Source organism: Paenibacillus sp. FSL W7-1088, assembly GCF_037969855.1.
In the GTDB taxonomy this organism is placed as follows: domain Bacteria; phylum Bacillota; class Bacilli; order Paenibacillales; family Paenibacillaceae; genus Paenibacillus.
Genome location: NZ_CP150216.1, coordinates 457,511 through 482,762, shown reverse-complemented (window position 1 = coordinate 482,762; position 25,252 = coordinate 457,511). Strand labels below are relative to the sequence as shown.

25 protein-coding genes are annotated in these 25,252 nt (G+C 48.1%); 10 read left to right on the top strand and 15 right to left on the bottom strand.

Annotated elements, in window-relative coordinates; translation table 11 throughout:
- Positions 1 to 159: 159 nt before the first annotated feature.
- Both MKY42_RS02315 and MKY42_RS02310 read right to left on the bottom strand, forming a co-directional pair.
- Positions 160 to 642, bottom strand: coding sequence for a GNAT family N-acetyltransferase (locus MKY42_RS02315; protein WP_090904106.1), 483 nt, complete (start codon positions 640 to 642; stop codon positions 160 to 162).
- Positions 643 to 853: 211 nt separating this feature from the next.
- Positions 854 to 1,036 (bottom strand): hypothetical protein, encoded by a 183-nt coding sequence (locus MKY42_RS02310; RefSeq protein WP_063566250.1) that lies wholly within the window; start codon positions 1,034 to 1,036, stop codon positions 854 to 856.
- Between the two features lie 234 nt (positions 1,037 to 1,270).
- On the opposite strand from MKY42_RS02310, the gene MKY42_RS02305 reads away from it, so the two are divergent.
- Positions 1,271 to 1,456 carry a hypothetical protein gene (locus MKY42_RS02305; RefSeq protein ID WP_090904105.1) on the top strand — a complete coding sequence of 62 codons (186 nt, stop codon included), beginning with the start codon at positions 1,271 to 1,273 and terminating at the stop codon, positions 1,454 to 1,456.
- 65 nt (positions 1,457 to 1,521) lie between these two features.
- On the opposite strand, the gene MKY42_RS02300 is transcribed toward MKY42_RS02305, so the two are convergent.
- Both MKY42_RS02300 and MKY42_RS02295 read right to left on the bottom strand, forming a co-directional pair.
- Complete coding sequence (locus MKY42_RS02300; protein ID WP_339848287.1) at positions 1,522 to 2,133, bottom strand: hypothetical protein; 612 nt, start codon at positions 2,131 to 2,133, stop codon at positions 1,522 to 1,524.
- Between the two features lie 153 nt (positions 2,134 to 2,286).
- Positions 2,287 to 3,177, bottom strand: coding sequence for a DMT family transporter (locus MKY42_RS02295; RefSeq protein WP_109999283.1), 891 nt, complete (start codon positions 3,175 to 3,177; stop codon positions 2,287 to 2,289).
- 210 nt (positions 3,178 to 3,387) lie between these two features.
- Between MKY42_RS02295 and MKY42_RS02290 the strand changes: the two genes are divergently transcribed.
- Positions 3,388 to 4,275 (top strand): LysR family transcriptional regulator, encoded by an 888-nt coding sequence (locus tag MKY42_RS02290; protein ID WP_090904102.1) that lies wholly within the window; start codon positions 3,388 to 3,390, stop codon positions 4,273 to 4,275.
- A gap of 187 nt (positions 4,276 to 4,462) precedes the next feature.
- Here MKY42_RS02290 and MKY42_RS02285 read toward each other — a convergent pair whose 3' ends face one another.
- From MKY42_RS02285 to MKY42_RS02260, 6 genes are all read right to left on the bottom strand, one after another.
- Positions 4,463 to 5,224 carry a nucleoside phosphorylase gene (locus MKY42_RS02285; protein WP_090904101.1) on the bottom strand — a complete coding sequence of 254 codons (762 nt, stop codon included), beginning with the start codon at positions 5,222 to 5,224 and terminating at the stop codon, positions 4,463 to 4,465.
- Position 5,225: 1 nt separating this feature from the next.
- Positions 5,226 to 5,897, bottom strand: coding sequence for a sulfite oxidase-like oxidoreductase (locus MKY42_RS02280; protein ID WP_179262007.1), 672 nt, complete (start codon positions 5,895 to 5,897; stop codon positions 5,226 to 5,228).
- A gap of 46 nt (positions 5,898 to 5,943) precedes the next feature.
- Positions 5,944 to 6,867 (bottom strand): ABC transporter permease, encoded by a 924-nt coding sequence (locus tag MKY42_RS02275; protein ID WP_076290669.1) that lies wholly within the window; start codon positions 6,865 to 6,867, stop codon positions 5,944 to 5,946.
- Positions 6,851 to 7,918, bottom strand: a complete 1,068-nt coding sequence (locus MKY42_RS02270) for an ABC transporter permease (protein WP_024632283.1) — start codon at positions 7,916 to 7,918, stop codon at positions 6,851 to 6,853. Before MKY42_RS02270 ends, MKY42_RS02275 begins: the two co-directional genes overlap by 17 nt.
- Positions 7,915 to 9,414, bottom strand: coding sequence for an ABC transporter ATP-binding protein (locus tag MKY42_RS02265; RefSeq protein ID WP_179262011.1), 1,500 nt, complete (start codon positions 9,412 to 9,414; stop codon positions 7,915 to 7,917). The genes MKY42_RS02270 and MKY42_RS02265 overlap by 4 nt, the downstream gene beginning before the upstream one ends.
- A 104-nt stretch (positions 9,415 to 9,518) precedes the next feature.
- The gene (locus MKY42_RS02260) at positions 9,519 to 10,550 is read right to left on the bottom strand and encodes a BMP family protein (protein ID WP_090904099.1); all 1,032 of its coding nucleotides are present in this window, start codon (positions 10,548 to 10,550) and stop codon (positions 9,519 to 9,521) included.
- Between the two features lie 277 nt (positions 10,551 to 10,827).
- Between MKY42_RS02260 and MKY42_RS02255 the strand changes: the two genes are divergently transcribed.
- The 3 genes from MKY42_RS02255 (at position 10,828) to MKY42_RS02245 (ending at position 15,228) form a co-directional block, all read left to right on the top strand.
- The gene (locus tag MKY42_RS02255) at positions 10,828 to 12,270 is read left to right on the top strand and encodes a hypothetical protein (protein ID WP_339848283.1); all 1,443 of its coding nucleotides are present in this window, start codon (positions 10,828 to 10,830) and stop codon (positions 12,268 to 12,270) included.
- A gap of 238 nt (positions 12,271 to 12,508) precedes the next feature.
- Positions 12,509 to 13,141: a DUF5317 domain-containing protein gene (locus MKY42_RS02250; RefSeq protein ID WP_177185871.1), complete on the top strand. Its 633-nt coding sequence runs from the start codon at positions 12,509 to 12,511 to the stop codon at positions 13,139 to 13,141.
- 254 nt (positions 13,142 to 13,395) lie between these two features.
- Positions 13,396 to 15,228, top strand: coding sequence for a diguanylate cyclase (locus MKY42_RS02245; RefSeq protein WP_339848281.1), 1,833 nt, complete (start codon positions 13,396 to 13,398; stop codon positions 15,226 to 15,228).
- Positions 15,229 to 15,355: 127 nt separating this feature from the next.
- Here MKY42_RS02245 and MKY42_RS02240 read toward each other — a convergent pair whose 3' ends face one another.
- A complete protein-coding gene (locus tag MKY42_RS02240) occupies positions 15,356 to 15,523 on the bottom strand; it encodes a hypothetical protein (protein WP_162842449.1) in 168 nt (55 codons plus the stop codon).
- 302 nt (positions 15,524 to 15,825) lie between these two features.
- Between MKY42_RS02240 and MKY42_RS02235 the strand changes: the two genes are divergently transcribed.
- From MKY42_RS02235 to MKY42_RS02220, 4 genes are all read left to right on the top strand, one after another.
- Positions 15,826 to 16,656, top strand: a complete 831-nt coding sequence (locus MKY42_RS02235) for a histidine kinase (RefSeq protein WP_090904096.1) — start codon at positions 15,826 to 15,828, stop codon at positions 16,654 to 16,656.
- 1 nt (position 16,657) lies between these two features.
- Positions 16,658 to 17,314, top strand: coding sequence for a response regulator transcription factor (locus tag MKY42_RS02230; protein ID WP_179262017.1), 657 nt, complete (start codon positions 16,658 to 16,660; stop codon positions 17,312 to 17,314).
- A 159-nt stretch (positions 17,315 to 17,473) separates the two neighbouring features.
- Positions 17,474 to 19,189 (top strand): copper resistance protein CopC, encoded by a 1,716-nt coding sequence (locus MKY42_RS02225; RefSeq protein ID WP_339848277.1) that lies wholly within the window; start codon positions 17,474 to 17,476, stop codon positions 19,187 to 19,189.
- 313 nt (positions 19,190 to 19,502) lie between these two features.
- Complete coding sequence (locus tag MKY42_RS02220; protein ID WP_339848275.1) at positions 19,503 to 20,273, top strand: YcnI family protein; 771 nt, start codon at positions 19,503 to 19,505, stop codon at positions 20,271 to 20,273.
- Between the two features lie 203 nt (positions 20,274 to 20,476).
- Here the strand turns inward: MKY42_RS02220 and MKY42_RS02215 are convergent, their stop codons facing one another.
- The 4 genes from MKY42_RS02215 to MKY42_RS02200 all read right to left on the bottom strand — a co-directional run bounded on the left by MKY42_RS02215 (position 20,477) and on the right by MKY42_RS02200 (position 24,014).
- Positions 20,477 to 20,749, bottom strand: coding sequence for a hypothetical protein (locus MKY42_RS02215; RefSeq protein ID WP_053780102.1), 273 nt, complete (start codon positions 20,747 to 20,749; stop codon positions 20,477 to 20,479).
- A gap of 53 nt (positions 20,750 to 20,802) precedes the next feature.
- A complete protein-coding gene (locus MKY42_RS02210; protein WP_339848271.1) occupies positions 20,803 to 22,095 on the bottom strand; it encodes a hypothetical protein in 1,293 nt (430 codons plus the stop codon).
- Positions 22,096 to 22,135: 40 nt separating this feature from the next.
- The gene (locus MKY42_RS02205; protein ID WP_063566264.1) at positions 22,136 to 22,417 is read right to left on the bottom strand and encodes a hypothetical protein; all 282 of its coding nucleotides are present in this window, start codon (positions 22,415 to 22,417) and stop codon (positions 22,136 to 22,138) included.
- Between the two features lie 340 nt (positions 22,418 to 22,757).
- Positions 22,758 to 24,014, bottom strand: coding sequence for a DUF445 domain-containing protein (locus MKY42_RS02200; protein WP_090904093.1), 1,257 nt, complete (start codon positions 24,012 to 24,014; stop codon positions 22,758 to 22,760).
- A gap of 336 nt (positions 24,015 to 24,350) precedes the next feature.
- Between MKY42_RS02200 and MKY42_RS02195 the strand changes: the two genes are divergently transcribed.
- Positions 24,351 to 25,178 (top strand): aldo/keto reductase, encoded by an 828-nt coding sequence (locus tag MKY42_RS02195; RefSeq protein ID WP_179262023.1) that lies wholly within the window; start codon positions 24,351 to 24,353, stop codon positions 25,176 to 25,178.
- Positions 25,179 to 25,252 lie beyond the last annotated feature (74 nt).

Here is a 25,252-nt window from a genome sequence, read left to right as displayed (position 1 = left end):
ACCCCTTTTCTTTCGTTCTGTTATAAGAGTAACATACCCCATGGGGGTATGCAAGACCATTTCTTTATTTTTATTTTGCTGCAAATCAAATGGATGTATTCCATGCTTCCTACGTCTACACTAACTTCCAGACATCTGAATCGTCTTCGAACAGGTGCATTATAGTATGTATTCCATTCTGCTGCTGCGTACAGACAGACCCAACTGCTCATAGAAAGCCTGTGCACCGGTATTAAATGTAGACACGGTCAGTTCAACACTGTCAACCTGAATTTCTTTACCAAGTTCAATTAACACCTGCATTAACAGTTTACCTGTCCCATGTCCACGATGTTTGCTGCCAACGATGATTTCATTGATGTATAACATCCTTCGATCGTTTAACAAAGTCACATTCTGAATAACATTTAACTGTGCGCTCGCATATCCAACAATCTCACCCTGTTCCAGCAATTCCGCAACATAGAGATGACGATGATCCGTTTCTAGTAGTTGTTCATATTCCTTATGACTCATTCTCGGCTGCAGCTCTCTGTATACGTCTGGCCTGGCCTCTACATGCAGGCGATGAAGCTCGTCCATTAATGCAGATACTCCCTTATAATCTCCGATGACAGCCCGTCTAATGTTAATCTCACTCATCTTCACATTCTCCCCTCACAAAACGTTTCCATGATTATACAACAAAAAAACATCTGTCGATGTGCTTCATGAACCCCGACTGCGTGTTGCGGACAATTACCTTAAATATCAGAACGATGACCCTCATCCAGAGCTAATCCTTTTCTTATTTTATAAAAAAAGCAGATACCTTAACGGTACCCGCTTCTTCTCAACCTATATCTGGTACCTCTTATTCTTTGGATGATTTACCTTCATCAAATGCTACAGGTGAAGGTTTGGCAGACCACTCGTCTGCTTGCGGCTCAATATCCACACCGCTCAAAATTTTCTTTTTCTCCATCAAGGAATCCCCGTCTTCATCCAGTTTGTTGCGAATTGCCGCCTCATCCTGAGGTTGATTGTTCTGTGTCATGCTGGAGTCCTCCTTTTCGATATCATGGTGATGTTCCTATATATAACTTACCCATTTTTTGCATTGTCATTCTGACGAGGAATTATATCCTCTGATTTATGTATTCCACTTTGATGAAAAATGAAATTTAGCATGCTGCTAAAGTGATATCACTTCGATGTCAATATGATTGTATATTGAATAATTTTGTAATGCTACAATATTAATATCATTTTTAGAGGAGTTTTATATTTCATGGCTACAGATAAAAGAGTCTTTACACTTAGGCTGCGAGAAAAGAATTTCGAGAAAATTAAAGTGATTGCTGACAAAAACAAACGATCCATCGCGATGCAAATTGAGTATCTGATTGAACAGCATATTGAAGCCTATGAGAAGGAGAAAGGCATTATTTCCCGTGATAAACATAATGACGTATAGATCGTGCGCCCTTAGTACATGCGCATCATCCATACGTCATTTTTCATGATAAATCCTGATTCCTGTTAATCGAAGTCCACCTGTTTATCCAAAAAGACTTCCTCCACTTTGTATTCCAACTCTGGTATTGAAGGAATTAAGGAGAATCGCACGTTTTCCAGAGAAGAAGGAAGGGCAGGAATTACTCGGAAAGTGAGTTGTGTCTCGCCACCGCCTCCACGACTGCCGTGTCTCATGGTTGTATGTATCTGTGCACCGATTATCTCCAGAGCTAAATGTGGTACCATTTGTATACGCTCAGCATTATTCCCCTTATATTGAATCTCCACATAGACGAGACTTTCTCCTTCATATTGCATCGAATGCGTGATCATATACTCACACGAATCTTTGATTGTTTTCTTCATGATCGGCACCACACTCTTCAATTGGAGGGGTTCACGTGGAAAGTAGTGCCTTTGCGGCATCGGCTGCACGCTACGGAGTACATAACGGATATCTTCCTCCTTCATATCCAGTAAGTTCACCCATTTATCGATGACATCTTTAGGGGGCTGATATTGGGTAGTTCCGGTTATGTTCTTTCTGGCTGTAACCATCTTCAAGAGTTGCTCATCAATCTGCTGTACCTCATCGCTGTATTCATTCGGGATTTCACGTAATTCACTCCAGCCCATATTCAATCACCCTCCTAATTTAATGACATACCACGCACATACAATTCGCTGTTGCACCTGCATCCCCTCTTCTTTTCTCGGTTTAACCAAAAAAAAACGGCGAACCTTCCCTTTCAGCTACAACAGCCAATTTGAGAAAGTTCACCGCATACTTTATATTTTCGCTACCTTACTGCCTTTCACTTTAACATTCACAAGCAGAATGCTTGCAATAATCATGACCAGACCTGCGATCAAATTGACCGTCACCGACTCTCCGAGGAACAGCACACTGCATAGAAGGGCAATCAACGGAATCAGGAACGTAAACGATCCTACTTTGCTGGCTTCACCGGAGCTGACCAGTTTGAAGAACGCGAGCCAGCCCAACGCAATGACAAACACCGAAATAAACAGCGTATCCAGTATAAAAGGAAGCACCCACTGCACATCAGCCCAGCTCTCTGTGACCGTTCCTGTCAACGTCAGAACAACTCCGCCGATCAGAATCGGAATGGCTGTCATCCAGATTCCATCGACCTTCATTGAATTTCTCTTCATATATACGGTCCCGATCGCCCAGCTAATTGCGCTGAACAGCCCAAGCATAACCCCTTCAGGGGATACTTTGCCTGTCATGCCGCCAATACTGATTGTAGCCACTCCTGCAAAACCGAGCACCAATCCGGCAATCTTCAGTCCATACATGGACTCACCCAGCCACAGCCATGCTCCGATTCCGAGCAGCACAGGCTGCAGGAACACGATGGATGAAAATAAGCCTGCCGGCACTTCCGTCAGCCCCACGGTCTGAAAACCGTAGAAAAAGATGATGTTAAGCACCGCAGATATGGCATAAATATGCCAGGTTTGCTTCAGCCGCAGCGTTTTGTAGCGTGGAAAAGCATACAACCCCAGCACCAGACCCCCAATTAACAGGCGCATGCCTGCGAATATAAGCGGCGGTGTAAAATTTAATGCGTATTTGGTCAGGGGCCAGTTTACTCCCCACATGAGCACCAGAAAAGCCAGGACCCAGCCTGCTTTTGCACGTGATAAAGCCATATGTTTATTCTCCTATCCGGCACACATCTACAGGCGCAGTTTAATCAATCGTGTACATTATCCTGCGCTCTTTCTATGCCTGCAAACCATTTGGAATCCGATCCAGACCCGTTTTACATCCGTTCTTTGATCGTTCCGTGTCTTCATGATACAATAATGATCGAAATAATTGAAATGCATGTTAATCATAAGGAGCATACCATATTTGTTATGAACAACTCACAGTTGCAGTTATTTGTGAAAATTGCAGAGACGGGAAGTTTCACCCGTGCAGGCCAGGAACTGAATATGACACAGCCCGCAGTCAGTCGGGCCATCTCTTCGCTGGAGAATGAACTGGATGTCACTCTAATCATACGAGATCGCAGGAACGGCATCGTGCTTACGGATGTGGGACAGCGAATCTTGGTCATTTTCCGCCGGATTTTACAGCAATTTGATAAGGTACAGCAGGTCGTTGCCGCCGAAAAAGGGTTGGAGATTGGTACGATTCGTATTGGCTCTTTCCCCATGTCATCTGCCCATCTGCTTCCGAAAATTATCCGCTCGATTCGGGATCGCTATCCTCAGATTCAGTTTGAACTGCACGAGGGGAACATCCTTGAAATTCAGGAGTGGTTAAGCTCACGCGCCATTGATGTGGCTCTCATTATTGCAACCGACAAAGAGCCAGCAGAAGTGGCTTATGAGACGCTTCCACTCTATAGCGAAGAGATGCTCGCGGTGTTTCGGGACGATGAACCTTTTGCTGATCAGGAGATACTTCCCGTACAAATGCTGGACAAACACCCCATGATTATTTGCAAAGGCGGCTACGAGGTACCGATTGTTGATCTGTTCAATCGAGCAGATGCAGAATTACATTTCGGATTTGTGGTGTATAACGTAAACACTTGCCTCAGCATGATTGAACAGGGACTCGGAACCGCCATGCTGCCTGCAATCTCACTATCCTGGCTGCCACCGGGTGTCAAAGCACTCCCCACAGAGCCGAAAGCCTACCGCAATATTGAGATTGCCGTTCCTTCACTTGTTGATGCTTCTCCCGCCTCCCGGTTATTTATTGAGACTGCGCAGCAGTTGTTTGGACAACGCTAACGAATCGATTGCACCTTCCAATCTAGCGCCAGTCACTTTCTATTTCAAATTCAAAAGGGCGCCCCCTAGGTCATGTTCATGACCTTATGGGACGCCCTTTTATATTGTCCACCTCAGATGGACATCATTTGCGTATTTTGCAATTTTACCAGTAGTAGTACTACAAAATACCCTGATGATCTCAGCTTTACGCCTGATCCTGGCGAGCGAGTGCAGCCAGCGCACGCAGCGCCGCTTCAATCTCACGCTCTACTGCATCAGCTACCGCATTTGTGTGTGGATCATATTCAGCAGCCAAGTCGCTGTCTGCGAATCCGTCGATAGCGACAATAGCTCCGGCACGAGCGCCGCGCAGTGTGCTGACGATGTAGAGTGCAGCAATTTCCATCTCAGCGGCAAGAGCACCCGCCTGCTTGTACTTGCGATGAGGAATCTCTTCAACCCCGGTGAAGAAAGCATCCAGCGTAACGGTAATGCCTACGCCAACTTTACCCGCATCAGAAGCTTCTTTCACTCCACTTGCATGCTCACGAGTTGCCTCGATTAACGCTTGCGTAACGCCAAGGTCCGCGACCGCAGGGAAACCATCCGGTACGAGCTGACGCGTAAGCCCGTCCGTACGTACCGCAGCCGTGCTGACGATTACACTGCCCGCAGGATAATCCGCGGTATACGAGCCCGCTGTACCTACACGAATCAGGGTCGTTACCCCTGCCCGGATCAGCTCTTCGAAGCAGACGGCTGCTCCTGGTGATCCTACGCCATGGCTGACCACGGCCATTTGTACACCTTCATACAATCCTACAAACGTGCGATACTCCCGGCTGAAAGCCAGTTCTCTCGCCTGCTCCAGCTTACGGGAGATCTTCTCTGCACGTGCCGGATCACCACAGACGATGGCATATGCAGGCATATCCTCGGAATGAATTTGCAAAATAGGCATCAACATCTTAATCAAACTCCTTCTTCGTCCATTCGTCTTCCGGAATCGGAATATCTTCACCCGAGAAGCGCTGCTCCTTGAACGGATCGGCAAAATGATGGAAACCATTGACTTCCCAGAAGCCATTGCGATCTTCTTTCATGAATTCCAGACCGCGTATCCACTTCGCACTCTTCCAGAAGTAGAGTTGTGGAACAACCAAACGCAGCGGATAACCGTGCTTCGGTGTGAGCGGCTCACCGTTATATTTAAAAGCAAGCAATACGTCGTCATGCATCAGTTCTTCGAGCGGAACATTGGTCTCATAATCATGGTCTGCGTGGATCATGACGTATTTTGCCTCCGGTTTGACGCCAAGAAGCTTGATAAAATCCGAGAAACGGATGCCTTCCCACGGCGTGTCGAACTTGGACCAGCGGGTAACACAGTGAATATCGCTCACTGTGTTCACTTGAGGCATCGCCTGAAGCTCGGCGAAGGAGAATACCTTATCCTCTTCAACCTCGCCGAATACTTTCAAATCCCAAGTGGAAAGGTCGTATTCCGGCACTTCACCTTCGTGCAGAATCGGGAATTTCTCGGTCAGTACCTGCCCCGGCGGCAGCCGGTCTCCGTGCTCGGCACCCGCTTTGGGTGCAGGGCTTTTCGTTTTTTTCAGACGTTCAGCCTTATTATGCAAGTGTGATTCCTCCTTCTTTATATGCTTCCAGCATAACACTCAGGAATTAACGCGAGCTTCCGCCCGCTTTCAGTGCGTCTTGTGCATAAGTACGGTCCTTGAAGAAGAACATCGCCACCAGTGTCACAATATACGGCAGCATCATGGTAAAGTGGGTTGGCAGCGCAAAGCCCTGCAATCGGATACTAAGAGCTTCCATGAACCCGAACAGCACACTGGACCCCATAACGCCAAGCGGATTCGCTTGACCCAGCATCGTTGCTACCAATGCGATGAAGCCGCGACCTGCGGTCATGCCCTCGGTAAACATCGTAACCTGACCGAGCGATAACTGTGCGCCCGCCAAGGCGCACAATACGCCGCACATCAGAACTGCACCATATTGAATGCCGCGCACCTTGATGCCGATACTTTGTGCCGCTACCGGATTCTCACCCACGGAACGAAGACGGAAACCAGAGACACTTTTGAACAGATAAAACTGCAAGGCAATTACGATAATAATCCCGAGATATACGAGCGGGCTATGCCCTGAGATCACATCGCCTACCCACGGAATGTCCTTAATAAGAGGAATGTCCCATTTGGGGAGTCCCACCATATCCTTGTCGTAGTAAGCACCTTTTACATCAAAAATCGCCCGCAGCGCAAAAGTCGTCAGTCCTGTCGCCAGAAAGTTAAGCGAGATCCCGACCACAATGGCGTTGGCCTTCAGATTAATACTGATGAAGGCAAATAGCGCAGAGAACAACATGACGATCACAATCGAGAATAGTACGGCCAGCAGTACATTGCCGAACAGATAGTTACCGACAATAGCGGAGAAAGCACCGATCAGTACGAGTCCTTCCAGACCCACGTTGAACAGACCGACACGAGAGCATAAAGCCCCACCGAGCGCTGCGAGCAGGATCGGCGTCATAATCCGCAAGGTAGAGCCAAACATGGCTGCATCAAACAGTTGTTGCATTGGACTTTTTCTCCTTTCTCCGCTTCAGGAATGAATATCCGATCTGAGCCGATACAAATAACGTCAATACCGCTTGGATGACACTGCCCACTTCCAGCGGCACATCCGTATTTCGTTCCATCCCCATGGCACCTGTCTGCAACGCTGCAAGCAGGATTGCCGCCACAGCTGTTCCTAGCGGATGCGAGCGGGCAAGCAATGTCGCCATAATACCGCTCCATGCATAACTTGCAGATGACAACGACCCATCAAGGAAACGGTACTGTGTACCCAGCACTTCCCCTGCACCCGCAAGACCTGCAAGTCCACCACTGATGATCATGGACAGCATCATCATGCGGATACGGCGCACGCCGCCATACGTTGCAAACGAAGGGTTGCTTCCCAACATGCGGATCTCATAACCGGTTACCGTCTTGTGTGTGAACCAGTAGATGAGAATTGCCGCCACGATGGCAATAATGAATCCGGCATGCAGTCCCATGCCCTGGAACAGCTTCGGCAGCCAGACACTCTGATCAATCATGGGCGTCTGGGCCATTGCCGCCGATCCCGTGCGGTCTTTAAACGGATAGGATACCATGTACCCTCCGAAATAAATCGCAATGTAGTTGAGCAGCAGCGTTGTAATCAACAGATTCATGCCAAAGCGGGCATCCAGCCAGCCTGCAAACAGCGACCAGACTCCACCGGCAATAATCCCCGCCACAATGGCTGCAATACAGACAAACCAGCCTGGGCCCGGCAGGTAGAGCGCCGTCAGCGCTGCACTAAGTCCACCCAGAACCATCTGCCCCTCAGCACCCATGTTGAAAAATCCGGCGCGGAACGCCAGGGCTACGCCCAGCCCTGCAAGAATAATGGGCGTCGAACGTGCCAGTGTGTTAGTGAAGAAGTAGAAGTTGCCGAAGGCCCCTTTCCACATCTCCGCATACGTATCCACCACAGACCCGCCAACGACCAGAATGGCTACAGCACCTGCCAGCAAACCGATGAATACGGCAAGCAGCGGCTGTACGAGTCCACGAAGTGTTTCTTTTACCCGATTCATATCCGCTCTTTCCCTCCTGCCATCAACAAGCTGATCTGTTCTTCTGTTGCTTCATCTGCCTTCAGTTCCCCGGCAATTCCGCCTTCATACATAACAATGATCCGATCCGATAATTGCAAAATCTCAGACAATTCAGAGGAAACGAGCAGAATACCCGCACCCTCATTCCGTTTGCGCAGCAATTCAGCGTGGATGGTCTCCATCGCTCCGATGTCTACACCCCGTGTAGGTTCAGCCGCAATCAGAAACGGCGTATCCTGGGCAAACTCACGCGCAGCAATCAGCTTCTGCAGGTTACCGCCCGAAAGGAACTGTGCCTTTGTTTCCGCAGAACCCGTTTTGATGCTGAACTGCTTGATCCAGTTCTCCACCATGGTCCGTGCTGCCTTCGCTTTAATGATACCGCGTGATTGGAGCCGGTGATGATGGCCCATCAGTCCATTTTCACGGACGCTCGCATCCTTCGCCGCTCCCCACATATAACGGTCTTCCGGGATATGGGCAAGTCCATGCTCCCGAATGCGCCGCACTGGCCAATTGGTTGTATCCTGCCCTGACAGCAGGACGCGTCCGCTATCTGCCTTGCGTAGACCCGCAATGATCTGGATCAGTTCAGACTGGCCATTGCCGGAAATACCCGCGATTCCAACGATCTCGCCTTTCCGCACTTGCAGATGGATATCCTTGAGTGCAGAACGATCCTCTGCCCCTGACAGATTGACCGCTTCCACCTGAAGCACCGCTTCTCCCGGAACGGATGGCTGCTTGTCCATGCGAACCAGCTCACGACCTACCATCAAGCGGGACAATTCCTCTACATTCGTGTCTTTTGCTTCCAATGTACCTGTCACCTGACCATCCCGAAGAACCGTGATCCGGTCTGCCACATCCATAACTTCCTGCAGCTTGTGCGTGATCAATACGAAGGTTTTGCCCAGCTTGGCAAGGGACTTCATATTCGCGAGCAGTTCTTTCACTTCCAGCGGTGTCAGTACCGCTGAAGGTTCATCCAATATAATGATATCTGCGCCCTGATGCAGCACCTTGAGAATTTCAACACGCTGCTGCATGCCCAGAGGGCATTCAAATACTTTTTTCCACGGATCCACCGGCATGCCATACGTTCTGCCCAACTCATTCACCTGGGCCGCTGCCTGTTTGCGGTCAAATACACCTGCCGCAGACGGTTCACGCCCGATCACGATGTTCTCGGCAACCGTAAAGGAAGGAAACAGCATGAAATGCTGGTGCACCATGCCGATACCGCTTGCCATGGCCTGAGACGGGGTAGCGAAGCTGACCTCGCGTCCACGAACTTTGATTGTGCCTGATGTCGGCTGCTCCATTCCGTACAACATACGCATCAGGGTTGTTTTACCAGCGCCGTTCTCACCCACGAGGGCATGAATCTCTCCTTCTCGCAAATTAAAACGGATGTCCCGGTTAGCGGTGAAGCCGCCGTATTTCTTCGTAATCTGCTCCATCTCCAACAGCATATCTCGCGTTCTCTCCTCTCGGTCTTAAATAGCAGCAAAACCGGCTGCCTGATCGGGCAGCCGGCTGATCAACTCCATCACTTCATCCTATGGGACAAAGAATACTATTGTTGTAAAGGATCTTTCACAACGATTTTGCCGGATACGATATCATCCTTGATCGCTTTAACCTTGTCGATAACCTCTTGTCCAACAAAAGCATTCAATGGAGATTCGCTGTCACGTGTTACATACGTCAAGCCAACGCCATCTTCTTTCAAGCCGTAGTTCACAGCACCTGCTTTGAAGTTTCCTTCTACAAAATCCTTCACTGTCTGATAAGCAACCGTGTCGGTTGACTTCAATTGAGACAATACAATATGCTCCGGATCTTCAACGGTACGGTCTGTATCCTGACCGGAAGTATAGAAGCCTTTTTCCTTCGCAGCTTCGAACACGCCCAGATCGCCTACAGCAGATGCTCCAGCGATGAAGTCAGCCCCTTTGCCGAATTGCACCAGCGCAAGCTCTTTTGCTTTGGCCGGGTCATTAAATCCACCAACGTAGTTCACGAGGAATTCCGCTTTTGGGTTAACCGATTCCAGACCAGCTTTGAAACCTTCTGTATATTTCTTGATCAATGGAACGTCCATCGCGGCAATCATGCCGACTTTGTCTGTTTTCGTAGACAGTCCGGCAGCTGCACCAAGCAGGTACGCTCCTTCATATTCATGGAAACCAACGCTACGAACGTTAGGCAGATCAACCGTTGTGTCCACAATAGCAAAGGACTTGTCCGGGTTTTCAGCAGCCACTTTTTTCAATGCATCTTCTGCCTGGAACGTTGCTGTAATAATCAGATCATAGTTTTCAGCAACTGCAGCACGCAGGTTTTGCTCAAATGCAGCCGGGTCAGTCGATTCAATCGTCTTGGTATCTACCTTGAATTCCTCACCCGCTTTTTTGAAACCCTCATCCATCTGTACGAAGAACGGGTTAACCCCGATTTTTTCAGGAAGTACAAGCGCCATGCGCAGTGATTTTTCACTATCGCTACCTTGGGCCGATTGTTCGTCTTTGGAAGCAGAATTTCCACAAGCCGCCAGTAAAATAGCCAACATGATGATCGATAAGACGAACGATAAACCTCTTTTCATTTTGAAAATTCCCCTTTTCACTATTCTTTTTTTATAATCCTAGCGGATACTGTCGATCCTTGTCAATAAATCTTTGAGCGTATACACTAAATGGAATATAATAGTTGATTTGCCTTCCATAAAGCCTCCGAAGCCTCTCTATACCAAGGTTTTTTCCGTTGACATCCAGAGCTGCTCCATGCTAAAGTCAATCCAATTATTATATTCAGATAGGATTTGTCAGAATTATAACCCGATCTTCTTTATTTTCCAACCCTATTTTGAGGAGGCTATTCATATGAAAAAAATCACCCAGATCACATTGGCCGCTCTGCTTGCCGCTCCGGTTACACTCGGCAGCCTCAGCTTGCCTGCTTCGGCATCCGCAGCATCCGCCACTCCAACCGGACAAACTCCCTCGCAAGCAGTTAAAGGACCAGTAGCACAAGCTCCTTCAGTCTATACTGAGAGTGCGGCCGATTACGCCCAATTCCTGCAAGCCAAATACAATATCCAATTGCCGAAGCAGTTAACAAAGGGGGACTTCATCAAGGCGGTTGCTTCCATTTTTGAAGCCGATCAAGCTGCTCCGGCTACAGATGAAGCAAGTGACAGTGAAGTCAAGGCTCCGGCCTTCACTGATCTGAACTCGAGTGATTCTGCGTATAAAGCTGCCGTTTCTTTATATAACAACGGCATCCTATCCGGTACGGAAGTGCGTGCCAATGACAAACTTAGCACTTATGCCGCTGTTTTCATCGCAATCAAAGCAGCCGGATTCAAAGAGCTGGCCTATACATACCCTGAAGACAAAACAGCGAAGGCACTCGCGAAACTTGGCATTAGCTCAGGACGCGTTCAGGGACAAGCTGCGCAAGAACTGGCCGCTGCCATTGATACCGGTCTGATCCCGGAAAGTCTGTACCCCGCTCTCCGTAAGGGCGGCGAAGCAAGTTCCGATTTTGCCAACATTTTGCTTGGACGGGTATTAACCAGTCAGGGAAAATATAAAAATGAAATTGGCCGCTCCGGCGACGCTGACATTTACTCCAAATTGTACGCTGCCTATCGCACCGCTGATTTAATAGAAGCACCGGAACTGCGGACCATTGTGGATCAAGCACTGCGGAATGATCTCGTCACTGGTTACAATCTTAAGGATAGTCGCTTTGATTCCAACTTCATCGATGAACTGACTTTAACTTACGGACATGATGATATTAAACACGCGGTGCAGTTAATTGGACTGTTGCGCAGCGAAGGCATTGATGCTGACGTACAGTTCCAGCCGAAGACATCTGCCTTCATTTATTTGAAGGAATGGGGAGAGCCCAAGGAAACACCGGATTACAAAGTAACCCAGATCGAGAATGGCAACTACATCGCTTACGCCAAAGAGTATGACATTCAGTTCGAGTTCAATAACACAGCGGACAAAGCCCGCTTCAACGACATTATATTGAAGTACGCCAAAAAGAATAGCGATGACACCTCCGCCTTGATTCATGCTTCCTGGTGGCAGCCGCTGTATTATTCGCCAACTGCTCTGGCGGAATATCCGGTCATTGCCAACAATAAAATTTCACTTGGCAACTATTACGCACAATCCTTCTCCCTTAAAGAGAATTCCAAGGTGATTCAGGAAGGATTCCGTAAGCTCGCCCCTGATGCGGACATATCCAGTTACACCTTCTGGGTTGACCATCCGTTCTTCAATTATCTGAACGGAGAATCAGAATAAACTGAACAAATATCAAGTGCATTAAAGCTCGCATTTTGACACAATATAAAGCCGACTTTACCGAACTTTACAATGGATTCGACCCATTTGTTCGTAAAGGCGGTTTTTTGTTTATTTTTTTGCAAATTTCTTCTAAAAAAATATTTTTCATTGCAGGATTTACCAGTAAAAGGTCGAATAACATAGGTACACAAACACGCAATCACATTTACACATATCTGTAAGACAGGAGTTAATCATGGTATACGACGGCATTCTGCTCGGCTTGATCGTTGGACTGTTCCGGGGAGGATTTCGGTATGGTCTCCACCAGTTTGCAGCACTCAAGCTGCGAGGCGGATGGATTTTCCCGCTGTTGCTGCTGGCCCAGTTCTTCATCTTTTTCTTGCAGGAAAGGCTTGATTGGGTTGCATCCATCAATGGATACCTGTTTGCTGCCGTTTATGTCACAGGTCTGGCATTTTTGTGGCTTAATCGACATTACAAGGGTTTTACGCTGATCTGGATCGGTGTCTTTCTCAATTTCATCGTCATGGCGGTGAACGGTGGGCGTATGCCTGTTTCCGTGGACGCCTCGGCTGTTCTTGGGCCCTATTATGTGGACATGCTGCGCGAAGGCGGAGCCGTATCAAAGCATTATATGATGGATGCTTCCACACATCTTTCGTTTCTAGGTGATATCATCCCGCTGTCCAGCCCTTATCCGCGGACCCAGGTAATCAGCATCGGCGATGTGGTCATGAACATTGGCATATTCCTGTTTATCCAGTACATGATGGTGAATCGAACCAGAGATGCTCTGCAGCCAGTTAATTCAATCAGGCCTGAAGAGATTCGGACAGACTCCAAGGAAGGGAGGTCTTTTCCATGAAAAAATTCGAAGGCATTAAATATTCCCGTCTCGTCATCAACGCAATCATCGTAGCTTCTGTCGTTGTTGCATTGACTTCGGGATACAAGTTGGGCGGCTAGTACATATACTTCGCCAACCAAGACAAACAGGCTGCCAGCGGCCTGTTTTTTCTTTCTGGATTTTTGGGAGGTAACTTGTTATGTTATACATCAATATAGTACAAGCCGATATATTCACATCAAGAGCAGACTAAACCAAGCAGGAGAATTTTTATGAACTTTATTCGTAACCTTATCCATAAAGCAGATCGGAGCAGCATGTATGTCGTGTTGCTTAGCTGCACGGGCATCGGTATTTTTCTGTATATGAACAAGTGGTCTTATCTCCATCTATCCGCTGAAGAATGGGTAATGGTATACACGATGCTCGGTGCGGCGCTGATTTTGGATTACTTCACGTTTCAAATTCCGCCCAAAGGCAATCAGCAATCCATGGACTCTTCCGTGTACCTCGCCTCTATCTTCATGTTTGGTGGTGCATTCAGTCTGTCTGTACTGCTGCCCGTTTCCCTCATTCTGTTAATCAAGGACCGCAAACTCACCTGGTGGAAACATATCGTCAATTTCAGCATTTACAGCCTTATGATTGCTGGAGCTGCTTATGTATTTACTTGGACTGGAGGAATTCCAGGAGCACTGGATGGATATAACCTGCTGCCCTATTTTGCGGCACTTGCAGCCTACTTCATCATTAATACAATCACGCTCGGCCTGTTCTTTCATTTCTCAACAAAGGATGCTTTACAGCAGATGAAGCGTGTGTTCGTTACCGAATCACTGCTCGTCTATTTATGTACATTGATTTTGGCACTTGTGCTGACCATTCTCGTTGTGCATAACGGCGTTCTCGGCCTGCTGCTCTATCTCAGTCTTAGCATTCTACTATCGCATGCGTTCAAACAGCTGTTTGTGATGTATCAGAGTATTGAGGAAAAGGCGAATACGGATCAACGCACAGGTTTGTTTAACCACAGCCATTTTGAAAGTATGCTGGAAAGCGAGCTTGCTAACGCCCGTTCCCAGGGAACCCCGCTTTCACTGGGACTCATCGATATTGATGATTTCAAAAAATACAATGACCGCTTCGGTCATCTCCAGGGTGACAGCCTGCTGGCTCTTCTGGGAGATTTCCTCAATCGGAAGACGGAAGGCACTCCGGTCACCGCCTTTCGTTATGGCGGAGAAGAGTTCACCTTGCTCATGCCAGGCATGGACCTGGACGAGGCGTATGCGTTCATGAACAAGCTGCGCAAACAGCTGAACGATACACCTTTTGAAGGAGTTGAAGTGTTTCCGCACGGTTGCCTCTCGTTCTCCGCAGGTGTTGCTCGTTATGAGGTCGATATGTACAACAAGTCACAACTTGTGGATCAGGCGGATAAAGCGCTGTATTATGCCAAAAAGCAGGGCAAAAACAATGTGCATCGCCACGGCAGTAACGACGGCATGGAGCAAGAGATTGATCTGGTGCAGGACGTGCGCGACATTGAGCAGCAGCTCAACTTGTTCAGATACAAGGATATGGATACATTCAAACATTCCAAACGCGTATATAAGTATGCTCTCGATATAAGTGAGCTGCTGGAACTCGATAATGTCGAGAAGCGTACTTTTGTACTGGGCGCATTGATTCATGACATCGGAAAGCTTGAAATTCCGTGGTCCATCCTGAATAAGAAAGAAAAGCTCACCGCTGAAGAATGGGAAACGATCAAGGGCCATGTCACCTGGGGCAAAAAAATGGCCATGACCAACGAGCGTTTTGCCGATCTCATTCCCTATATTGAATTGCATCATGAACGGTATGACGGGGCAGGCTACCCTTATGGTCTGAAAGGCTGTGAGATTCCAAGGCTGTGCCGGATGCTCACGGTCATTGATTCCTTTGATGCAATGACGACGGAGCGGCCGTATCAGGAAACGAAAAATGTGGATGAAGCGATCAAGGAACTGAAGATGTGCTCCGGTTCTCAGTTCGATCCCGAGCTAGCCGAGCTGTTCATCCGATATATTCAGACACGAACGGTGCAGCAACAACTTGTGTAACACCTCAGAATTCCCCCTTAAAAAGCCAAAAGCGCTACCCCCGGCCTAATCGGGGATAGCGCCATTTTCATGTTCATCATAGAGTAAATCATGCACCAGATTACTTCATTCTTGTGCAGATTATACGTTATCGAGTGGTATTCATCTCATGTGAAGTCTGATGCAGCTCTTTAATCATCTGCTGCAAAAACATGTTATCCTGACGACTGATTCCGTGCTGATTGTCTTGAAGAAGCATTTGATGAATGTTCTTCTTAAGCAACTCGCTGCGACGTTCCAATACCTCTTGATTCATGTTGTTGCGTTCACTCCTTAACATCTTTTGTAATAAATTTGCGTTCTATATAAGTATAGAGGACCTCCTTCAATAGGGAAAATGGACACAGCCCCGCTCATCAGTACTCATCAAGGCTCACCCTGCGTGACATAATTTCACCCCGTATTGTTCTTAGATATCCTTCTAAATGCTCCCTTATCCACCCGAGGTTCCTCCGAAGAAAGCCAGACTAGGGTCTGAAGCAAGCATGCGTTATAATGGTGCCAACCCTTGAAACGGATACATATAAGTGGACCTTATATCAAAGGAGCTCTGTATTCATGTCATACAAACAGATTAAATGGATGATTCTGCTGGTCCCGACATTTACGGTTGGTCTTTGGGAATACATCCGTCACCAATTTTTGATGCCGTACCTCTCCATGGATGTGGGTAACTGGCTTACCCCTCTAATCCTTTACCTCATAAGCGTCACCTTGCTAAGTCGCTTATTCAACATGCTGGAGAGTGCCAGGGCCGCTCTGGAGCAGGAGCGTGCTTCCAAAGTGGCACTCGAAGCTCGGGACCAACTGGCCCGCGAGCTTCACGACGGCATCTCGCAGTCTCTTTTTCTCTTGTCGGTAAAAACAGACAAAGCCGAGCGCAGTTTGGCTGGAAGTGGTCACGAGAATGAAATTCAGGAAATACGCAAAACCGTACACGAGGTCAACGCTTACGTACGGCAGGCCATCGCCCAGCTCCGCTACGTCCCTGGACAAGCGGCAGTACCGGAGGGAACTTCCCTGCTGTCACAGGTGGAATTGCTCATAGAGGAGACGGTTCCTTCGGCGCATCTGGCATGGGATCTGGACAGCACCTTTTTCTCCCCCAAGGAGCAGGTAGAACTGCTCGCCTGCATTCGGGAAGCACTGCTTAATGTACGCAAACATGCCCGGGCTACAGATATTCGGGTGATTGCAGAAGGGACTCCTTTTGCCTGGTCGATCTTCATTCAGGATAACGGTATTGGTGTGAGCGGTGATCCACTGCACCTGAAGGATCGGTACGGCCTGCGAATTACGAAGGAACGTGCAGCTCAGATGGGCTGGTCTTTCGCCCTTGATTCAAGGCCTGGTTACACACGAATAACCATTGGAAAGGGGCATGCTTAATATGGAACTTGTACGGGTATTGGTCGTCGATGATCACGCACATGCGCGTGAGGCGATCTGCAGTATTTTATCCGAGGACAGCCTGTTTGAGGTTATTGGTACCGCTTCGACTGGACTGGAGGCGCTGGAGCTTACCGGGCAATGGATGCCCGATCTTATTCTGATGGACGTGCAGATGCCGGATATGGATGGGCTGGAAGCCACCCGCCAGATCAAACTGCGCTTTCCGTATGTCATTATCGTCATGGTTACTATATCGGATGATGTCACGTACCTGTTCGAAGCGCTGAAGCAGGGGGCCCAGGGATATTTGCTCAAAAATCTGGCTCCCTCCACCTGGCTTGAATACCTTCGCGCCATCGTCAGTGATGATGCACCCCTGAGCAAGGAGCTTGCCTATCGAATCCTCCAGGAGTTCCCTGCGCCTCGCACGGAGGATGTACCCGATAATCCGCTGACTACGCGGGAGCTTGAGATCCTGCAATGGGTATCTGCGGGATATACCAACCGTGAGATTGCCGACCAACTTGGCATTTCGGACCAAACGGTTAAAAATCATCTGAAGAATATTTTACAGAAACTGCATCTCGAAAATCGTGTGCAATTAACCCGCTATGCATTGGAAAGCGGACTCGCAGGCCGTAAGCTGCGTAAATAGCAGGGCATTCATGTTTTTGTCACAATTCCATGGATCATTTCGTTTTTTTATAGCCCAATGTAGTCATACGGTGTTATTTTGGACAAAGTTATAATGGTATAGATTGTGCTCAGATAACAAAGAATGACTTACAATTCTAGACCTAAGGGTGATGATTTTTTGATTTTGAGTAGATTCACCATGAAATTGGGCAAACGGCACTGGGCACTGATGGTCGCTCTGATGTTGTTGTGTTGCCTTGTTATGCCACAATGGGCATCTGCCCATGCTTATATTGTGCAGGCCTCACCAGGTGAAGATGAACTGGTTGCGACTGCGCCTGAACAACTGACTCTGGAGTTCAATGAGTCTTTGCAAACGGCCTTTTATGATATTAAAATCACCGCACCTGACGGAACACAGGCAGATGACGGCAATGTGCACGTCGATGAGGCTCGTCCTCATATTCTGGAGACCGGACTGCGGACCGGACTTGGAAACGGAACCTACGCCGTGAATTGGAAGGCCGTGTCTGCGGATGGTCACCCCATTCAGGGAGCCTATGTGTTTCATATCGGGGAACCATCTGGCGCTCCTGCTGGTCTCGCAGATTTAACTTCTGGTTCAGGCCAGGTTGGCGGACCGTTAAAATGGATTTTGTCGCTGACCGACTGGATCCAATATCTGGGGTTGTCTGTGATTCTAGGCACACTTGCTTTCCTGCTGTTCCGGATTGCGCCTGCTTCCATGGCGAGAGAACCACTGGAAGTGCCAAGGAGCTACAGGCTGTTATGGATCAATTATGGTGCCGCTTCTGTTGCCGCTCTGATCAGCCTGCCCCTGAACACATTGTATGAATCAGGCGTTTCCATCGGGGAGTTCAGCTGGGCACTGATGGGCAGTGCACTCAAATTGACGTCATTTGGCCAGATCTGGATGGTACAGATGCTCATTGTGATGCTGCTGGCGGTTACTATCCTCTCCGGATATGACCGGGATCGCTCGCTGCGTATCCGGATCTGGTCATCATACGGATCACTGGTCCTCGTTCTTGGCTGGTTGTTCACCCATGCCATGACAGGACATCCGGCTGCGGCGGAGCAACGTGCGCTCGCCATCGCAATGGACTTCGTTCATCTGATCGGAGCCGCTTTCTGGATCGGCGCTCTAACCGCCATGGCTGCGTGTCTGCCTCCGCTCGCGGATAAACTGCCTTCCACGGTGCGAGGAGAGGTCTACTGGACGGCGATCCGACGATTCACAGCATGGGGCATTGGTGCTGTTGCTGCTCTCGTCGCTACGGGGATATACAGCAGCCTGATCATTTTGCCTGCACCTCTCCTTACGTCTTTGTTCACAACGGCGTATGGTCTCGTGCTTATCGCTAAAGTTGTCTTGCTTGTGGTGATGCTTCTATTGGCCTGGCGTCATGCCAGAATGGCACGTACAAGCAGCGGTAACCGACTCGCCGGCAGCCTGAAGGCGGAACTGATTGCTGGTGCCGTCGTGCTTGCGCTGGCCGCCGTACTGACACACCTGTCTCCTGGACAACCGGCAGCCGCAGGACCTTATAAAGAAGCGCAGACCATGGACGACGGAACCACAATTACACTTCAGGTAAGCCCAAATCGTACCGGAGAGAATCAGTTTAAGGTCGATGTGAAGAAACCGGACGGCACTACAGTTAACGATCTGGAACAGATCACACTGTCACTGACCCACCTGGATATGGATATGGGCATTTACGAGATCACGATTCCGAAAAATGATACTGGCGTATATGAGGCAGAAGAATACATCTCCATGCCAGGACGCTGGAATATCAAGGTGCATCTGCTAACCCGATCTCTGGATTCACTGGATACCGAATTTGAGATCGACACCGCTAATCCATAGGTTAAAACCGATTCAGATTTGAAAGGCGACTCAGCCTAAAATCAGTGTCTCAACAAGCTGCAATTGTAGTGAAGGGGACGAAATCGATTCTGGAGAAGTGTAATGTTCACCTAAAAGCTTTCTGCAAGAAAGCTGCTTCGGAAGCATACGCTATTCCCGGATTTTCACTTATAAAGTGAATCAAAAAATCTGGGAATAACAGCGATTGAAAGAACGATTCGTAACCGGAACGTTGACTTTGCAGCACATCAGGCACTAATTTTAGAAAATGGGCCGAAACATAAATGATAAGATTTGAGAGGGGTAATTTATTTTGAAGAAAACATCATGGACTTCCAAACTGACATCCAGCCTCGCTGCTGGAGCTGCTGCGCTGATGCTGTTCGCCGGATTCGCCAGCGCTCACGTTACCGTTAACCCAACTGTGGCACAGACAGGCGCATGGCAGACGTATAGCATCAAGATTCCATCCGAAAAAGAGCTGCCTACCACCAAAGTCACGCTGAAAGTACCGCAAGGCGTTGCATTCAAGCAATACCAACCACTGGCAGGCTGGAAAATCACTACCGAAAAAAATGATTCCAATGAAGTAACATCTATCACTTGGGAAGTGGACGGAGATAACGAAGGCATTCTGGCTGGTCAATTCCAGCAGTTCAACTTCGTAGCACAGAATCCGGATGCGGAAACGGAAGTCGCCTGGGATGCGTTCCAGTATTATAGCGATGGCAGCATCGTGGAATGGACAGGCGGACCAAGTGACAGCAACCCGCACAGTATCACGGCAATCAGCCAAGATCCTGCTGCTGCAGGTAATGCCGCTGCAGGCGGAGGTCATGACAGCGCAGGTACAGCCGGCAATGCGGGTCATGATGATGAAGCTGCAACGGGTGGCGATACGAAGGCAAACGACGATACCACATTGGGTGACGCGTTGAACGACACCGTTACTGGTGAGCCAAACAACACGGATTCAGATCCAGGCACATTGAAGCTGCAACAGGCTACCCTGATCGTATCCATTCTGGCGTTGATCCTATCCTTCCTGGGTATCGCTCTGGCAACACGCCGCAAAAAACGTTAAAAGCTAACATGCAAAACATGCAGTCTTGTATGTAAACAAAAAAGAAAGGAGCCTTTGGCGAACGGGATTTATCCCGATGTGCCAAGGCTCCTTTTTGTTAGCTGTACGCTTACGCTAACTTCGAATTCAAACTTCGGTTTCAAAACTCAAACTCATGTTTAAGTTCACCGGTTCAAGAGCAGCGTTCCCATACAACTTTTCCTCTATCGTCCCTGATCCGTCTGGATCATGATTTCAATATATTGCAGCAAGCTCTTCTTCTGTTGTTCAATCGACTGTATTCGTCCAGACAGACCCGCGAAGAACGCTTCAATCTGCTGCCTTGTATAATCGGCCGATTGTCCCTTCCAGTCGTCGAGACGATTGTATAGGCTCCTCGCCTCCTGCTCATCTGCCTGGAGACGGGCAAGCAGCTGGGTCAATTCTTTTTCCGCAATCCGAAGATCATTCAGCTCTACCAGCAATTGTCCGCTCACTCGTATTCCCTCCCTTATGTAATTGCCAATCGCCAGGCCCTTCACGCAAAACTCTATTTAAAACTGACCTGACTCTCATCCGCTTGACGGAAGGCTTCCGCCTTCTCTTCGATAAAGTTCAAGAACTGACTCGTATGTTTCATATGCCATGTGCTCAATTCGTTAATAGACGCATCCAGATGAGTGACGATAGGTTCAAGTCTGCGACTGCGGCTGGAATGCAGGTATTGAGCCATCCGGCTCCGTACCGTATTCAATTCTGCATTGCACTGTTGTGCATTTTGCTTCCAACGGGCAGCGACACTTTTGAGTTCCTCGGGCGTTACCTGAATCAGGCCAGACGCTCCTGCTGCCGAGGCCATACCTCTTGTAAAACTGTCTGCCTGCCCACCCAGGTTCCGCATAAATGCTGCGAGATCAGACAGGACATTGAACGGCTGACGTGGTGAATAATGGATTTGCTCGCCTGTAACCGGATCATATAGATCGTTGGATATATAGCCGTTCTCAAACTTGTACTGTTTCAAACTGTGATACTCTTTACCACCAAAGGTGTTGCTGATTTTATCCCACATGCCCATGTCATCATTCATATCCTCATAGTTGGAATTGATGTAATACATGGAACCTACGTGACGATCGTATCCACCAAAAAAGCCGCTCGTTACAAAGTCTCCCGGATGCCCATAATTGATAATTTGGCTATCAAACCCACCCTCTTCGGCCTTTCGTTTTGCCTCTGGCGTGAGACTGGAGATTACGGATGGCGCGCTGAACGTCACCGCGGAGAGTCCCGTGTATGCAGCCGCATACTGGGCATTCCCCCCTCCAAGCGAATGCCCTGTCAGCGAGAAATCCAGATCCTTGTATTTTTTCTGCATATCATTGGCGTAGTCTTCCGCCTCATACATCTGGTTCGGTCCCAGACTGAACGTTTTATCCAGCTTTTTATCCAGTTCTCCCACAGCATTCTCGACTGTAGTGATTCCGGTCACATCTCTTACCTTCTGAATGCCATTTGCCAACCAATCCGGTGTAAAATCCGTACTTTGTTCGATCTTTCTGCCAAGCTCAGGCAAACCGATTTGAGCATCCGCGTAATAATCAGGAACGCTGCGATCCAGCGAAGCACTTCCCTCCGTGCCCCGATATGCGATTATCGCCTGTTTGGTCTCGGGATTGTAGAAGGTCACCGCATCAAAGCCGGATTTTTTGTTTCCATGCGTGTCCTCAAGAACTTGCCATCCAGGAAGATTCTCAAACTCCATACCTGCTTTCAGATTCTCATATGCTAATTCAGACATCTTGTTGTATGTTTCGTCATCAATTTTAGGTGAGTTACTCACAGCCGTCGCACCTCCAAGAAAATCAATCCTGAATTATGATTTATTTGTTAAACGGATCATATCCCTTAGCTATAATGGCTTCCTTAATTGCTGGACTCATGCCAAAGTTTTTAATTTTTTTATCCTCATAGTCATACGAGATCGTAAATTCTTGCTCTTCATGTTCAACCACATGTCCTTCCATAGCAATAGAATCAAGCGCCATCTCAGGTAACAACTCTTTGTTCGTGATCACCACATCCAGTTCATATTTATTTTTCAAATATTTTACGGCTTCCGCTTCCGCTTCTTTAAAATAAGCCTGTTTTTCACTTTCCTTCATGTTCTGACACCCTCCCAAAATGAAAGTGGATAGTATGGTCAAAAAAAATATACATGCGAACCGCCGCTTCAACCTCATATCAATCACCTTTTCTTTTTCATTAAATATATTCGTATATCCACTCTTTTCTTCTGTTATGTGCATCATAGTACAAAATCAACATGATCACATCGGCTGTTGGCATCGTTTTTATGTAACTTTGTTCCTACATGATTCCAATCGGTCATTTGGGTGTACATTACCCCATTTTCTGGATTATGCATCAGTTCGCCATTTATAATTGCCCAGACGAAAAAGAGCCACTCCAGTGAGCGGCCCTAATCTTGCCATTATCAATGAGTTACTCCAATACCATCCGCAGGGCGGTCAACACAATCCCGATTATAAATCCGGTAACAGCCCCGTTAATCCGAATCCATTGCAAATCCTGTCCAACCTTATCCTCAATCAAGGAGATCAATGAGGCATTGTCCATTTTGTTGACATTTTCGCGCACGAGATTGCCGATCTTGGAATGGTTTTTCTCCAGCAGCGTCGTTACGCCTTCCACAATCTTCGCATTCAACCCTGCCAATAAAGCATCGTCTGACCGCAAATCGGACAATACCCGCTCAATCGCAGGCAGAGCAAACGTATCCACATACTGACCATCTTCCATTGCAGTGAGCGCCTTATCCCTCAATTCAATGAGCTTGTTCAGTACGGTTTCCTCTGCATTCCATCCATCCAGCATGTTGTTTTTCCAGCCGTTGACTCCATCCTGAACACTTTCACTCATCGCCAGCCGGATAGCCTGGGTTCGCAACAGATCTAGCACTTTGTAACGAAGAGCACTGCCCTCACGCTTCATGTCCTCTACTCGGTCAAACAGATACCCTTGCAAAATGCTGCCCAGACGCTCTTCATTCAGATAACCCATGAACGCATTCATCGCAAATTGCATTAATCCGTTCATCTGGATGCCACTGATCGCCTTTAAGCCACTTTCACCCAAAAACATGATGGTCTCCGGCTTCACCAGCCATTCCTCTGCCTGCTTCAGACCATAGTCCAGTGCTTTGGCATCATATCCACGCTCACTCATCTGGATCGAAGCCCGTTCCAGAATCGGACCCAGATCGAAGGCCCCCGCTTGTGATTTGATCTCGCCCGCAACCAATGGAGCAATCTGCTCGAGCGGCAGGCCTGCAAGGATTCGTTTGCAGAGCGTATCGATCATGGTTTTGACTCCATCGTTGTGAAGTTCCCGTGTCATCGTATCCAGAACGATTTCTGCCGCCTTGAAACCCGCAATTTTCTCGGTGATGCTATCCTTGTTCAGCAAGTTGTTTTCTACCGCGGAAACAAGACCTTCGGTCAATTTGTCCCGATTCTTGGGCAGCAATGCCGTATGGGGAATCGGAATACCCAGTGGATGACGGAACAACGCTGTTACGGCAAACCAGTCCGCTAGTCCACCTACCAAGCCCGCTTCAAATGAACCTACCAGCAGTTTGCCTACTACGCCGCCCTGAAACGGCAATGATGCGGCAAATCCCGCTCCCATAACAACAAGAGACCAAGCTGCTGCTTTTTTGGTTTGTTTAGGTTTAGCCATTGTATTCTTACTCCTTTATCGTTAATCACACGGGTTCAATGACACCCAACTTTCCCGTGCTCCTCTGTTCTTCATGTGATCCCTTCCATAGGAAAGCTTCTGTTTCCATATTTCGTATACTTCATCTTATCACCCGCACGCGTCAAAACCAAACCTCTGGCTGGCGAAAAAGGATAAAAGAGGGGTTTTTCCTATCGAAATGCTCGTATTCTTTCCCATTACCAAAAAGGTTTTAGTATAATCAATACAGACAGTCATCCATTTACGATTGGCTGCCGATCATCAGGGTAATTACATAATGAAATAATGAATGAATCAGAGGAGGAATTTCGGACCATGAAACATGTGCAGGACACAACGACACTTTATAACGGAGTCAAAATGCCTTGGCTGGGTTTTGGCGTATTCAAAGTTAAAGATGGAGAAGAAGTGGTTGAAGCCGTCAAAACGGCTATCCAGGCTGGTTATCGCAGTATTGATACAGCGAAAGCGTATAACAACGAAACGGGTGTAGCTCAAGGTATTCGTGAATCCGGAATCGCCCGCGAGGATCTGTTCATTACGACCAAAGTGTGGAACGGGGATCAAGGTTACGAATCCACACTGGCCGCTTTTGAAGCAAGTATGGAACGACTCGAACTGGAATATCTGGATCTCTATCTGATCCACTGGCCTGTCAAGGGCAAGTATAAGGATACCTGGAGAGCGCTGGAGAAGCTGCATAAGGAAGGACGCATCCGCGCCATTGGGGTGAGTAACTTCCAGATTCACCATCTGGAGGACCTGATGACCGATGCAACCATTAAACCTGCTGTGAATCAGGTGGAACTGCATCCGCTGTTGATCCAAACGGAGCTAAGGGAGTATTGCAACAAACATCAGATCCAGATTGAAGCATGGTCTCCACTGGGTCAGGGACATCTGCTGGAGCATCCGCTACTTCTGGAGATCGCTGCCAAGTACAGCAAGTCACCGGCACAGGTCATTCTACGTTGGGATCTGCAAAATGGTATTGTGACCATACCTAAATCCGTTACACCACAGCGCATTCGCGATAATGCGGACCTGTATGATTTTGAGTTGACCACGGAAGAAATCGAACGCATTAACCAATTGAACGAGAATAAACGCTTTGGTTCCGATCCGGACAACTTTAACTTCTAATTTCAATATATAATCACAACTAGAAAACATCAAAAAATCCCGATCCGGATGCACACGCACCTGAATCGGGATTT

What these genes read in the sequence shown, in the direction of transcription:
- MKY42_RS02235 (WP_090904096.1), top strand. Translation starts at nt 15,826, where the DNA reads ATGTCATACAAACAGATTAAATGGATGATTCTGCTGGTCCCGACATTT.
- MKY42_RS02255 (WP_339848283.1), top strand. Translation starts at nt 10,828, where the DNA reads ATGAAAAAAATCACCCAGATCACATTGGCCGCTCTGCTTGCCGCTCCG.
- MKY42_RS02275 (WP_076290669.1), bottom strand. Translation starts at nt 6,867, where the DNA reads ATGCAACAACTGTTTGATGCAGCCATGTTTGGCTCTACCTTGCGGATT.
- MKY42_RS02265 (WP_179262011.1), bottom strand. Translation starts at nt 9,414, where the DNA reads ATGCTGTTGGAGATGGAGCAGATTACGAAGAAATACGGCGGCTTCACC.
- MKY42_RS02310 (WP_063566250.1), bottom strand. Translation starts at nt 1,036, where the DNA reads ATGACACAGAACAATCAACCTCAGGATGAGGCGGCAATTCGCAACAAA.
- MKY42_RS02270 (WP_024632283.1), bottom strand. Translation starts at nt 7,918, where the DNA reads ATGAATCGGGTAAAAGAAACACTTCGTGGACTCGTACAGCCGCTGCTT.
- MKY42_RS02205 (WP_063566264.1), bottom strand. Translation starts at nt 22,417, where the DNA reads ATGAAGGAAAGTGAAAAACAGGCTTATTTTAAAGAAGCGGAAGCGGAA.
- MKY42_RS02245 (WP_339848281.1), top strand. Translation starts at nt 13,396, where the DNA reads ATGAACTTTATTCGTAACCTTATCCATAAAGCAGATCGGAGCAGCATG.
- MKY42_RS02250 (WP_177185871.1), top strand. Translation starts at nt 12,509, where the DNA reads ATGGTATACGACGGCATTCTGCTCGGCTTGATCGTTGGACTGTTCCGG.
- MKY42_RS02230 (WP_179262017.1), top strand. Translation starts at nt 16,658, where the DNA reads ATGGAACTTGTACGGGTATTGGTCGTCGATGATCACGCACATGCGCGT.
- MKY42_RS02195 (WP_179262023.1), top strand. Translation starts at nt 24,351, where the DNA reads ATGAAACATGTGCAGGACACAACGACACTTTATAACGGAGTCAAAATG.
- MKY42_RS02240 (WP_162842449.1), bottom strand. Translation starts at nt 15,523, where the DNA reads ATGAATCAAGAGGTATTGGAACGTCGCAGCGAGTTGCTTAAGAAGAAC.
- MKY42_RS02300 (WP_339848287.1), bottom strand. Translation starts at nt 2,133, where the DNA reads ATGGGCTGGAGTGAATTACGTGAAATCCCGAATGAATACAGCGATGAG.
- MKY42_RS02260 (WP_090904099.1), bottom strand. Translation starts at nt 10,550, where the DNA reads ATGAAAAGAGGTTTATCGTTCGTCTTATCGATCATCATGTTGGCTATT.
- MKY42_RS02295 (WP_109999283.1), bottom strand. Translation starts at nt 3,177, where the DNA reads ATGGCTTTATCACGTGCAAAAGCAGGCTGGGTCCTGGCTTTTCTGGTG.
- MKY42_RS02305 (WP_090904105.1), top strand. Translation starts at nt 1,271, where the DNA reads ATGGCTACAGATAAAAGAGTCTTTACACTTAGGCTGCGAGAAAAGAAT.
- MKY42_RS02315 (WP_090904106.1), bottom strand. Translation starts at nt 642, where the DNA reads ATGAGTGAGATTAACATTAGACGGGCTGTCATCGGAGATTATAAGGGA.
- MKY42_RS02285 (WP_090904101.1), bottom strand. Translation starts at nt 5,224, where the DNA reads ATGTTGATGCCTATTTTGCAAATTCATTCCGAGGATATGCCTGCATAT.
- MKY42_RS02200 (WP_090904093.1), bottom strand. Translation starts at nt 24,014, where the DNA reads ATGGCTAAACCTAAACAAACCAAAAAAGCAGCAGCTTGGTCTCTTGTT.
- MKY42_RS02290 (WP_090904102.1), top strand. Translation starts at nt 3,388, where the DNA reads ATGAACAACTCACAGTTGCAGTTATTTGTGAAAATTGCAGAGACGGGA.